At 63.5% G+C, this 12,161-nt stretch carries 10 protein-coding genes; 8 read left to right on the top strand and 2 right to left on the bottom strand.

Features of this window, described 5'->3' with window-relative positions; all coding sequences use genetic code 11:
• The first annotated feature begins 128 nt into the window (after positions 1-128).
• From nirB to ACZ9A3_RS16925, 7 genes are all read left to right on the top strand, one after another.
• Entirely contained in the window at positions 129-2,687 is a 2,559-nt protein-coding gene (gene nirB / locus ACZ9A3_RS16955) for a nitrite reductase large subunit NirB (protein WP_476252930.1), read from the top strand.
• Positions 2,687-3,052, top strand: a complete 366-nt coding sequence (nirD, locus tag ACZ9A3_RS16950; RefSeq protein WP_093380354.1) for a nitrite reductase small subunit NirD — start codon at positions 2,687-2,689, stop codon at positions 3,050-3,052. The genes nirB and nirD overlap by 1 nt, the downstream gene beginning before the upstream one ends.
• Before the next feature lie 611 nt (positions 3,053-3,663).
• Complete coding sequence (pcaQ, locus tag ACZ9A3_RS16945; protein ID WP_213603490.1) at positions 3,664-4,596, top strand: pca operon transcription factor PcaQ; 933 nt, start codon at positions 3,664-3,666, stop codon at positions 4,594-4,596.
• Between the two features lie 220 nt (positions 4,597-4,816).
• Positions 4,817-5,545 (top strand): FKBP-type peptidyl-prolyl cis-trans isomerase, encoded by a 729-nt coding sequence (locus ACZ9A3_RS16940; RefSeq protein ID WP_045195483.1) that lies wholly within the window; start codon positions 4,817-4,819, stop codon positions 5,543-5,545.
• A 280-nt stretch (positions 5,546-5,825) separates the two neighbouring features.
• Positions 5,826-6,266 (top strand): YkvA family protein, encoded by a 441-nt coding sequence (locus ACZ9A3_RS16935; protein WP_476252929.1) that lies wholly within the window; start codon positions 5,826-5,828, stop codon positions 6,264-6,266.
• 98 nt (positions 6,267-6,364) lie between these two features.
• Positions 6,365-6,703, top strand: a complete 339-nt coding sequence (locus ACZ9A3_RS16930) for a helix-turn-helix domain-containing protein (protein WP_476252928.1) — start codon at positions 6,365-6,367, stop codon at positions 6,701-6,703.
• Positions 6,700-7,071, top strand: a complete 372-nt coding sequence (locus ACZ9A3_RS16925; protein ID WP_010224211.1) for a hypothetical protein — start codon at positions 6,700-6,702, stop codon at positions 7,069-7,071. The genes ACZ9A3_RS16930 and ACZ9A3_RS16925 overlap by 4 nt, the downstream gene beginning before the upstream one ends.
• Here ACZ9A3_RS16925 and ACZ9A3_RS16920 read toward each other — a convergent pair.
• Positions 7,047-8,825 carry a bifunctional diguanylate cyclase/phosphodiesterase gene (locus ACZ9A3_RS16920; RefSeq protein ID WP_045195476.1) on the bottom strand — a complete coding sequence of 593 codons (1,779 nt, stop codon included), beginning with the start codon at positions 8,823-8,825 and terminating at the stop codon, positions 7,047-7,049. The two genes, ACZ9A3_RS16925 and ACZ9A3_RS16920, sit on opposite strands and share 25 nt — an antisense overlap.
• Before the next feature lie 122 nt (positions 8,826-8,947).
• Positions 8,948-11,035 carry a carboxy terminal-processing peptidase gene (locus ACZ9A3_RS16915; protein WP_176794227.1) on the bottom strand — a complete coding sequence of 696 codons (2,088 nt, stop codon included), beginning with the start codon at positions 11,033-11,035 and terminating at the stop codon, positions 8,948-8,950.
• Between the two features lie 140 nt (positions 11,036-11,175).
• Here ACZ9A3_RS16915 and ACZ9A3_RS16910 point away from each other — a divergent pair, with 140 nt between their 5' ends.
• Complete coding sequence (locus ACZ9A3_RS16910; RefSeq protein ID WP_093380360.1) at positions 11,176-12,138, top strand: zinc-binding dehydrogenase; 963 nt, start codon at positions 11,176-11,178, stop codon at positions 12,136-12,138.
• Positions 12,139-12,161: the final 23 nt, after the last annotated feature.

Raw genomic sequence — 12,161 nt, 5'->3', positions numbered from 1 at the left:
CAACCGGGACTACAAAAAACGACCAGGCAAAGGCGCCTGGAGCTTCGGCTCCAGGCGCCTTTTTTTGTTTTTCGGGGTTGGCCCCCAGCAGCAAAGCCAGCGTGATTGGCCTTGAGTGAGGAACGGGTATGAATGGGTTTACCAGCATCGAAGCGCGGCAACAGCTGATCATCGTCGGCAACGGCATGGTCGGTCATCACTGCGTCGAGCAACTGATCGAACGCGGTGCCCTGGGCCGTTTCCAGGTGCGGGTGTTCGGTGAAGAGCGCCAGCGCGCCTACGACCGCGTGCACCTGTCGGAATACTTCAGTGGCAGCGATGCCGAAACCCTGGCCCTGGGCGAGGCAGGCTTGTACACCCGGCACGGCATTGACTTGCACCTGGGCGAGCCGGTGCTGGAGATCGACCGCGAACGCTGCGAGGTGGTCACCTGCGCCGGGCGCTACCCTTACGATCAACTGGTGCTGGCCACCGGCTCCTATCCGTTCGTGCCGCCCATTGAAGGCTCGCAAGGGGCGGCGCGGCTGGTCTATCGCACCCTTGATGATCTCGATGCGATCCGCACCGCGGCCGCCAGCGCTCGCCGTGGGGTGGTGGTCGGTGGCGGCCTGCTCGGCCTGGAAGCGGCCAATGCCTTGAAGTCGCTGGGCCTGGAAGCTCATGTGGTGGAGTTCGCCCCGCGCCTTATGCCGGTGCAACTGGATGGCGAGGGCGGCGCGGCCTTGCGGGCGCAGATCGAAGCCCTGGGGGGTGGCGTGCACCTGTCGCGGGCGACCCAGGCCATCGTTGCCGGTGAAGACTATCGCTACCGGATGAACTTCGAGGGCGGCGAGTTCCTTGAAACCGACCTTGTCGTGTTCTCCGCCGGTATCCGCCCGCAGGATGCCCTGGGCCGCAGCAGTGGCCTGGAAATCGCCCAACGCGGCGGTGTGGTGATCGACAGCGCGTGCCGCAGCAGCGACCCGCGGATCTTCGCCATCGGCGAATGCGCGTCGTGGAACGGCAGCGTGTTCGGCCTGGTGGCGCCGGGCTACAGCATGGCGCGTACAGTGGCGGCGACGCTGGCCGGTGAAGACGCGGGCAGTTTTACCGGGGCCGACATGTCGACCAAGCTCAAGCTGCTCGGTGTCGATGTCGGCTCCATTGGTGATGCCCACGGCGTGACCCCGGGTGCGCGCAGCTATCGCTTTATCGACGAAGCGGCGTCGGCCTACCGCCGGCTGGTGGTCGATGGCAGTGGCAAACGGGTGATCGGCGCGGTGCTGGTTGGCGACAACAGCTATTACGACACCCTGCTGCAATTCGTGCAGAACAGCATTGCCCTGCCCGCCGATCCGGCCGCGCTGATCCTGCCGCAGTCGGCCGGCGCGCCGGCACTGGGCGCTGATGCCTTGCCCGCCAGCGCGACTATCTGCTCCTGCCATAACGTCAGCAAGGGCGCGATCTGCGCCGCCATCGACAGTGGCTGCGGCGAGCTTGGCCAGCTCAAGCAGCAGACCAAGGCCTGCACCGGTTGTGGTGGTTGTGCGGCGCTGCTCAAGCAGGTCTTCGAGCATGAATTGATCGCCCGCGGCGTCAGCGTCGACAAGAGCCTGTGCGAACACTTCGCCTACACCCGCCAGGAGCTCTACGCGCTGGTGCGGGTCGAAGGCATTGTCAGTTTCGACGAGATGCTCGCCAAGCATGGACGCGGGTACGTCGGCTGCGATATCTGCAAACCCACGGTCGGCTCGATCCTCGCCTCGTGCTGGAACCAGCCGATCATGGAGCCGTCGCTGGTGCCGCTGCAGGACACCAACGACACCTTCATGGCCAACATGCAGAAGAACGGCACCTACTCGGTGGTGCCGCGGATTCCCGGCGGCGAGATCACCCCCGAGAAGCTGATCGTCATCGGCGAAGTGGCGAAAAAGTACGACCTCTACACCAAGATCACCGGCGGCCAGCGCATCGACCTGTTCGGCGCCCAACTGCACGAATTGCCCGAGATCTGGGCCGAGCTGATTGGCGCAGGCTTCGAGACCGGCCATGCCTACGGCAAGTCGACGCGTACGGTGAAATCCTGCGTAGGCAGCACCTGGTGCCGTTATGGCGTGCAGGACAGCGTGCAGATGGCCCTGACCCTGGAAGACCGCTACAAGGGCCTGCGTTCGCCGCACAAGCTCAAGTTTGCGGTGTCCGGCTGCACCCGCGAATGCGCCGAGGCGCAGAGCAAGGACATCGGCGTGATCGCCACCGAGAAGGGCTGGAACCTGTACGTCTGCGGCAACGGCGGCATGCGCCCGCGCCATGCCGAACTGTTCGCCACCGACCTGGACGATGCCAGCCTGATCCGCACCATCGACCGCGTGCTGATGTTCTACATCCGCACCGCCGACAAGCTGCAGCGCACCTCGGTGTGGCGCGAGAGCCTGGAGGGCGGGCTGGACTACCTCAAGCAGGTGATCCTCGACGACAGCCTGGGCCTTGGCGCAGAGCTCGAAGCGCAAATGCAGCTGGTGGTCGAGCGCTATGAGTGCGAATGGGCCAATGCCCTGAAAGACCCTGAAAAGCTCAAGCGCTTTCGCACCTTCGTCAATGACCAGCGCCCCGACCCGGGTGTGCACTTTGTCCGCGAACGCGGCCAGCGCCGGCCCATCGGCGCCGGCGAACTTCACTTGATCCCGACCACCGAGGAGGTGCTTTGATGAGCCCGTCCAATGCAGCAGTAAGTGTTCAAGCGCAACCCTGGCAGAGGGTTTGCAGCCGTGCCGACCTGGTCGCCCAGTCGGGGGTGGTGGTGTGGTTCGAAGGGCGCCAGGTGGCGCTGTTCTACCTGCCCGGGCAGGCCACGCCGGTGTTCGCCGTCGACAACCATGACCCCAAGTCCGGGGCCAATGTGATTGGTCGTGGATTGGTGGGCGAGCTCAAGGGCGAGCTGGTGGTGGCGGCGCCGTTGTACAAGCAGCATTTTTGTTTGCGCGATGGGCGTTGCCTGGAGGATCCGCAGCAGGCGTTGCAGGTGTGGCCGGTGCGCATCAGTGGCGAGCAGGTGGAATTGGGCCGCTGTTGATGGCCTCATCGCGGGTCAAGTCGGGTCGCCGCACCGCCGCTCCCACAGGTAGCGTAGGCCTTTAGAGGCGCGAGCTGATCCATTGGCGATGCTGCTCACACTTCACCTTTGCGTCTTGTCGGCGAATGGACCGGCGATGCACGAGAAGCGAAAGCAAAAAAGCGCTCTGCTTCTAGATGTACGTAATTGCAGACGCCACCGATCGTCCCTTGCAGAAGGCCGAGTGGAACCCTTGCGTAGTGGGGCGACGGCCATGGATGGCCGGCGAGCGCCGCAGGGCCAGGGACGGCCCTTCGGCGCGCCCCCACGGGAGCAAGGGTGGAAGGAGGGAACCCGGAGCGCAGCGCAGGGCCGATGAAGGGACAGGGCGTTTTTGGTTACTTTTGCCGCCCAGCAAAAGTGACCCGCCGTAAGGGCGGAAGGCGCCGGCAGCGCCTCATCATCAAATGGATCAGCTCAAACACAGCCTGGCTGCCCCAATACTTGCAAGCTGCTTAAGACAGTTGCTCCCACAATAGGCCTGCATGCACCGGACCTGTAGGAGCGGGCCTTGCCCCGCGATCGAGCGCGAAGCGGTCGCAGTCCGGGCCGAGCCCCGATAAACTCCCCGGATGAACCTCGACACCCGGATCAAATTCCGCCACCTGCTGTGCTTTCTCGAAATCGCCCGCCAGGGCAGTTTCGCCAGGGCCGCCGACGCCATGGCGATCAGTCAGCCAGCGATCTCCAAGACCCTCAAGGAGCTTGAAGCGCTGCTCGAAACGCGGCTGTTCGAGCGCAGCAAGCAGGGCGTCGAGCTGACCCCGGCCGGGGTGCGTTTCATGCGCTACGCCGGCCCCAGCGTGCAGGCCTTGCGCGAAGGCGTCAGCACCTTGCGCGGTGAAGAGCATGCGCCGCCGCAGGTGCGGGTCGGCGTGCTGTCGACCGTCGAAAGCCTGCTGATGCCCGAAGTGCTGTGCCGTCTGCACCAGCGCCATGAGGCGCTGGTGGTCAGCGTCGCCACCGGCCCCAGCGCGCACCTGCTGGGGCAGTTGCACGTCGGTGAGCTGGACCTGGTGATCGGGCGCATGACCGACAGCCCGCAGATCCAGGGGCTGATGTTTGAGCACCTGTACAGCGAGTCGATGTCGCTGGTGGTGCGCCCTGGCCATCCTTTGCTTGGCCGCCAGCCGCTCGAGCGCAGCCAGGTCGGGCGCTACCCGCTGGTGTTGCCGCTGGCCGGCACGACCATCCGCAAGCACGCCGACAGCCTGTTCGTGCAGTGCGCCATCGAGCAACCCGCGCAGCGCCTGGAAACCCTGTCGCCGGCCCTCAGCCGTCGTTATGTACAGGGCAGCGATGCGGTCTGGGTGGCGCCACGCGATGCGGTGCGCGTCGACCTCAGCCGTGGTGAATTGTGCGAGCTGGACCTGGGTGTCAGCGAGCCGGGCGGCTCGGTCGGCATCTGCAGCAATGCCGCCTTGCCGCTGGCCTTGCCGGCACAGTGGCTGTGCGAAGTTTTGCGCGAAGTGGCGGCGCAGTACCGCGACGGCGGTTATCCCTGAGCGTCGATACAAACTGCTACAAAACCTCATCGGCGGATTTGCCCAACCGCCCGGTCCCGTCAATACTGGCCACTGGCTGCAGCCGAGGATGAAGAAGGTTTAATCTGGCTGAACTTATCCGGGTTTTCTTGCTCTCATGCCGGTAGCCATTGGTCGTGGCCGCCTGATAAGCTCGCGGCTTTACTCGATTGCCCTATTGGCGCATGAACAAGGAAATAGCATGAAACAGCATCGGTTGGCGGCTGCGGTTGCCCTGGTTAGCCTGGTACTGGCGGGTTGCGATTCGCAGACCAGCGTCGAGCTGAAGACTCCGGCACAGAAAGCCTCCTACGGTATTGGCCTGAACATGGGCAAAAGCCTGGCTCAGGAAGGCATGGACGACCTTGATTCGAAAGCTGTTGCTCAAGGTATCGAAGACGCCGTTGGCAAGAAAGAACAGAAGATCAAGGACGAAGAGCTGGTTGAAGCCTTCTCGGCCTTGCAGAAGCGCGCTGAAGAGCGCCTGGTGAAAATGAGCGAAGAGTCGGCTGCCGCCGGCAAGAAATTCCTCGAAGAAAACGGTAAGAAGGCTGGCGTGGTCACCACCGCTTCGGGCCTGCAGTACGAAGTCATCAAGAAGGCCGACGGCGCCCAGCCAAAGCCGACTGACGTGGTTACCGTCCACTACGAAGGCAAGCTGATCGACGGCAAGGTCTTCGACAGCTCCGTCGAGCGTGGCAGCCCGATCGACCTGCCGGTTAGCGGCGTGATCCCGGGTTGGGTCGAAGGCCTGCAACTGATGCACGTCGGCGAGAAGTACAAGCTGTACATCCCGTCCGACCTTGCTTACGGCGCGCAGAGCCCGAGCCCGACCATTCCGGCCAACTCGGTGCTGGTGTTCGATCTGGAACTGATCGCCATCAAGGACCCGGCCAAGGCTGAAGAGCCTGCCGATCCAGCTGCCGAGTAAGGCCAGCTGATACCTGCAACGCCCCGTCTCGACGGGGCGTTGTCGTTTCTGGGTTTTACCGAACCCATAGGGCCATGCACGGTCTTAGTCACTGCAACTGTTGATGAATCAGGGCGCAGCGGGCAAAACGTTTGCGCAATTGAAACAGGTGTGTAAAAAACGCCCGATTTAACCCGGACCCTTGCCGGGCGGGCGCCTTGAGCCTGAAACTGAGCTCTGTTCACAAGGTTATCCACAATTATTGTGGATAACCTTCCTTGGCACTGGCCCTGGAGGCCGTATGAAAGCACCGTGGAATTTCGCCCGATTTCTGCCCCTGGCCGAGCGCCTGCTCAGCCGCGGGCGTTTGCCGGCGTTGATTTTTGCCGTGGCGCGCAAAGGTCCGCGGCTGGGCAAACTGCGCGAGGACGTGCGCCTGATGCAGGCCCTGTGCCTGGCCTGGTGGCGCGGCGAGTACCGGGCAATCAGCCCCAAGGCACTGGTCACCGTGGTGGCGGGGCTGCTGTATTTTGTCAGCCCGCTGGATGCGATCCCCGACTGGCTGCTGGGCGTCGGCATGCTCGACGACATCGCCGTGCTGGCCTGGGTGATGAAGGCGGTGTCTGATGAACTGGCCGCGTTCAGCGCCTGGCGCAACCGCCAGGCACCAGAAAAACTGCGGGTGGTCGAACGCCTGCCCGACACCCCCGAAGCCCTGCGCCTGGAACAGGAAAAAAGCTGATCACATCACGACCCTGCACACCCTTGTTGGCTGGTAATATAATTGGCATAAGGATTATGCCTACCGATTACATATCGTAATCCTACAAGGGGGTTGTAATGGGTATTCAGGTCATCAGCCGGGACGGTCAACCCGAGTACGCGGTTGTTCCCTGGGAGCAGTACCAGGCACTGCTTAAAGCTGCCGGGCAAGGCGAGCCACTTGCCGGCACAAACACAGCTTCAAGCGCCACCGACAGCGCCAGCTTGCCGAATTTCAGCGAGCTGGCGCGTTTGCGTGAGGGCAAGGGCCTGGCGCCGGAGCAACTGGCGCGCAGCGTCGGTATCAGCCCGGTGTACCTGGCGCTGATCGAAAGCGGTGAACGCCAGCCGGATGCCGCGATTCGCCGCAGCCTGGCCTGGGAGCTGGGTGTGGCTGGCTGGAGCGAGCCGTCGTGAGCGTGCGCATCAGCCGCCAGCACTGGGAAGGCCTGCTCGGCGAGCTGGATGTCGCCCGCCGCCAGCGCCACCTGCTGACCTACCGGGCCTTGCTTGAGCGTCTGCAATTGCCCAGCCCGGCCATGCAAACGCTGACCGCGGCGCTGGAGCACCTGGCCGCGCTCGACGCCCGCGCCGAGCAGCCGCTGCGCAGCTCGCTGGTGATCAGCCAGGGCGCCAGCCGCTTGCCGCGCACCGGGTTCTTCGAATGCGTCGAGCGCCTGGGGCGCTTTTCCGGCCCGTCCGATGGCATGGCCGCAGCCTCCTGGCACGCCTCGGAAGTGGTGCGGGTGTTCGAGTACAGCTACCCCGAACACGAAGAAGCCTGAGCGCCAGGGGCGGTATCGATCAGGTACAGGCTGTGCCCGGGCACATCCTTGGCCTGGTGCTTGGCCTGTGAGGCCAACTCCGCCAGTTGCCCGGCATCGAGCCCGGCACAGGCTTGCGGGTGCAACTGCACCACGCCGATCGACAACGACAGCAGGGCAAATTCCTGGCGCCGGCCCTGGCGGTCGGTGGCGATGAAGCACCCGGCCTGCAGGTGCTCGGCCCGGTAGAAGCGCCGGCACTGTTTGTGAAAGTCCTCCAGCAACAACTGCAAGCGTTGTTGCCAATCATCTGAGCCGAGCACCAGCATGAAATCGTCGCCGCCGATATGGCCGACGAAATCGCGGCTGGGGTCGACCCGTTCGCCCAGGCACTGGGCCAGGCACAGCAATACCTCATCGCCACGGGCATACCCGTAGATATCGTTGAACGGCTTGAAGCTGTCGATATCGACGTAGCAGATCGCCGCTGCGCGTTGCTGTTGCAGCAGGCGAGTCAGGCATTGCTGGATCGGTACGTTGCCCGGCAGCAGGGTCAGCGGGTTGGCATAGCGGGCCTGTTGGATCTTCTGCTCGGTGATCAGCTTGAGCACGTCGATCACCCGCCCCAGGCCCAGGTAGCGGCCGTTGTGGGTGATGATGAAATCTTCCTCGATGCGCTGGCGGGCGCGGCTGGTGAGCAGGCGGCTGACCTGTTGCAGCGATTGGCCCAGATCCACGGCGAGAAAGTCATCGCTCATCAAGCGGCTGATCGGCTTGCGCGCGAACAGGTCGGTGGCAAACGGCTTGAGCAGCGCGTCGGAGAGCGAATGGCGATGAACGATGCCGCACGGCTGCCCATGCGCGTCGAGCACCGCCAGGGAATTGAGGTTGGCCTGGCTGCGAAACAGTTCCAGCACCTGCGGGGTGGGCGCCTCGCGGTTCACCGCCGGTTGTTCGATCAGTAGCGCGGCGAGGTTGCCGCTGTCTTCATTGAGGCTCTGCAGCGCCTGTACCGGCTGCCCGAGCATGCTTTGCACATCGCGCGCCGCCTGTTCCTGCGGGCGGCCCAGCAGGTAGCCCTGGACCAGGTCGACGCCCATCTCGGTGAGCACCTTGAGCTCTTCGGCCAGCTCGATGCCTTCGGCAATCACCTGGGCCCGCGAGGCCCGGGCGATCTGCAGGATCGAACCGACGAACTCGCGCTTGACCGCATCCAGGTGAATACCGTCGATGAAGTGGCGGTCGATCTTGACGTAGTCCGGGCGCAGCTCCGACCACAGGCGCAGGCTCGAATAGCCGGCCCCCAGATCATCCAGGGCGATGGAAAAGCCCATGTCGCGGTAGTGGTGCAGGGCGTTGAACAGCAGCTGGAAATCGTCGGTGGGGGTCTGTTCGGTGAGCTCGATCACTACCCGGCTGGGCGGCACGCCCAGCTCGTGGAGCATCTTCAGGGTGCGCCCGGACTGGTACTGCGGTTCGAGCAGGGACTCGGGTGAGACGTTGAGGAACAGCTTGCCTTCAAGGTTCTGCTGGCTGAAGCGCCGGCAGGCGCTCTCGCGGCAGGCCACTTCCAGCTCGGTCAGGCGCCCGGCCTGGCGGGCCACGGCAAACAGGTTGATCGGCGAATGCAGCGGGCTGTTGGACGGGCCGCGGCTCAGCGCTTCGTAGCCGAGGATGCGCCGTTCGGAAAGGCAGACAATGGGTTGGAACAGGCTGTGCAAGCCGCTTTGAGCCAGGATGGTGCTCAACGCGCTGAGCTGTTCGTTGATGGTCATGGCAGGCCTACCTAGAAATAAGGGACTGAGCACCCGCGGCGCTCAGTCCCTTATTTCACGACAGTCTGATGACTATTTGATGACGCAATGAAGCGCGGTCACATTATTTTGCCATCACCGGTTTACGGGTTGTTGCGCGCCACCTGCGAATTCAGCCCCAGGTAGTCCAGCAGGATCAACCCGGACTCCTTCAGGTAGGCGTCGTCTTCGGGCTTGGTATCGTCCGGCTCGACCGGCAGCGCGTCTTCGTCTTCCTTCTTCAGTTCCTTGAGCGGTTCTTCGCCCTTGGCCTTGCGTCGGGTGTTTTCCAGCGCCAGCTGCTTGCTTTCGATATCGGCGTGCTGGGCACGGCGTTCGGCCTCGTTGAGGCTGACGGTTTTCTCGTTCATCAGCTTCTGGGTCAGGGCCAGGCGGTCGCGGATGTAGACGAACTCCGGATCCTTGGCCGTACGGCTGTCGTGACGGGCCTTGAGCTGGGCCAGGAACGGCTTGAACGGGTCGACCGCAGGCTTGATCGCCGGGCGGATGGTGTCCCATGGCATGGCTTCGGGCAGGGCGCTTTCACCGATTTCCTTGGTGTCGATGATCGACGGGTAGTCGATGTCCGGCAGCACGCCCTGGTGCTGGGTGCTCTGCCCGGAAACCCGGTAGAACTTGGCCAGGGTCAGCTTCAGCTCGCCATGATTGAGCGGCTGGATGGTTTGCACCGTGCCTTTGCCGAAGGTCTGCCCGCCGAGGATCAGCGCACGGTGATAGTCCTGCATGGCGCCGGCGAAAATCTCCGAAGCCGAGGCCGACAGGCGGTTGACCACCAGTGCCAGCGGGCCTTTGTAGAAGGCGCCGCTGTTTTCGTCTTCAAGCACGTCGACGCGGCCGTCGCTGTTGCGCACCAGCACCGTCGGGCCCTTGTCGATGAACAGGCTGGTCAGCTCGGTGGCTTCCTGCAGCGAGCCGCCGCCGTTGTTGCGCAGGTCGATGACCACGCCGTCGACTTTTTCCTTCTGCAGTTCGGTCAGCAGTTTTTTAACGTCGCGGGTGGTGCTCTTGTACTCCGGATCGCCGGCGCGGAAGGCCTTGAAGTCGAGGTAGAAGGCCGGAATCTCGATGATTCCGAGCTTGTAGTCACGGCCGTCCTGCTTGAGCTTGAGCACCGACTTTTTCGCCGCCTGCTCTTCGAGCTTCACCGCTTCACGGGTGATCGGCACGATCTTGGTGGTCTGGTCGTTAGGGGCGTTGCTGGCCGGGATGATTTCCAGGCGCACCACCGAACCTTTCGGCCCGCGGATCAGCTTGACCACTTCGTCCAGGCGCCAGCCGATCACGTCGACCATTTCCTTGTTGCCCTGGGCCACGCCGATGATCTTGTCGGCCGGAGCTACCAATTTGGTTTTGGCCGCAGGGCCGGCCGGCACCAGGCGCACGATCTTGACCTGGTCGTTGTCGCTTTGCAGTACGGCGCCGATACCTTCGAGCGACAGGCTCATGTTGATATCGAAGTTTTCTGCGTTGTCGGGCGACAGGTAGTTGGTGTGCGGGTCGTAGGACTGGGCGAAGGTGTTGATATAGGCCTGGAAGATGTCTTCGGCGCGGGTCTGGTCCAGGCGCGTGAGCTGGTTCTTGTAGCGCTTGGTCAGCAGTTCCTGGATTGCCTTGGGTTCTTTGCCGGCGATCTTCAGGCGCAGCACTTCATCCTTGACGCGTTTGCGCCAGAGGTCGTCGAGCTCGGCCTGGTTCTTCATCCACGGGGCGTCCTTGCGATCGATCAGCAAGGTCTCATGGGTGGTGAAGTCGAAGTTGTCGACGCCCTTGCTCAGCTCGGCGAGGGCGAAGTCCAGGCGCGATTTGACCCGGTCCAGGTAGCGCTTGTAGATGGTGAAGCCGGGGTCGAGATTGCCGCTTTTGAGGAAATCGTCGAACTGGGTCTTCCACTTGTCGAACTCGGCGATGTCGCTGGCAGTGAAGTAGCTGCGCGCAGGATCAAGGAGTTTGAGGTAGCTGTCGTAGATGATCACCGAGCGCGCATCGTTGAGCGGCGGCTTGCTGTAGTGGTGGCGCTTGAGCAGCTCGACCACGTTCAGGCTGGCGACCACTTCATCGCGGTCGGGCTGGAGCTTATCCCAGCTGTTGGCGGCCCATGCACTGCCCGCCAATGGCAGACTGCCCAGACCGATCAACAGGGCGAGGGTGGTGCTTGGCAGAAAATGCTTCATGCTGATTCGACGTAGGGACAATTGATCACGCATATTAGGCCGTCTTTGAATTCGCCGGTTCCATGAAAACCGGACGCATAATGCAAAAAGCCCGGGGCTACAGCTCCCGGGCTCAGTCATGACTCAACTATGGAGGCACTGTGAAGGCATTGCAAGGCGTTGACGGACATGTGGAGTGGGTTGCGACGACAAGTCCAACTTGCGATATCGGTCAAGTACGAATTCGCGTGGCCGCCGCCGGCCTCAATCGCGCCGACCTGCTCCAGCGTGCCGGGCTCTACCCGCCACCACCGGGGGCCAGCGAATTTCTCGGCCTGGAGTGCTCGGGGGTGATCAGCGAAGTGGGCGCCGGTTCTTCCTGGCAGGTCGGCGATCGGGTCTGTGCCTTGCTCGCCGGTGGCGGCATGGCCGAGGAAGTGGTGGTCGATGGCCGCCACGTACTGCCGGTGCCCGAGGGCTTGAGCCTGCAGGAAGCGGCGGCAATCCCCGAGGTGTATGCCACGGCCTGGCTCAATGTGTTCCAGCTGGCCGCGCTCAAGCCCGGTGAGAAAGTCTTGCTGCATGCCGGGGCCAGCGGTGTCGGCTCGGCGGCGATCCAGCTGTGCAAGGCCTTTGGCAGCCCGTGCTGGGTCAGCGTCGGCTCGGCCGAGCGGCTGGCCTATTGCGAAGGCCTGGGGGCCAGCGGCGGCGTGGTTCGCGGTGAAGACCTCGAGGCTTTGAATGACTTTGCCCCGTTCAACGTGATTCTCGACCCGGTCGGCGCCAACTATGCCGAGCTCAACCTCAAGCTGCTGGCCCGTGACGGGCGCTGGGTGATCATCGGCTTGATGGGCGGGCGCAAGGCCGAGCTGGACCTGGCGCAACTGCTGGGCAAGCGCATACAGGTCCTGGGTTCGACCTTGCGCACCCGCGATGACCAGTTCAAGGCAGACCTGCTCAGCGACCTCGGCCAGCAAGTGTGGCCGCTGTTCAGCGAAGGCCGGCTCAAGCCGCAACTGGCCAGGGCCTTCCCGATCAAGGATGCCGAGGCGGCGTTTGCCGAGCTTGCCGGCAATCAGGTGTCGGGCAAGCTGGTGTTGGTTATTGACGAGAGTCTGGTGTAGTCCGCCGATCGCGGGTCAAGTCG

It is taken from the genome of Pseudomonas sp. TE4620 (genome assembly GCF_056279045.1).
This window is presented reverse-complemented; position numbering and strand designations above follow the sequence as displayed.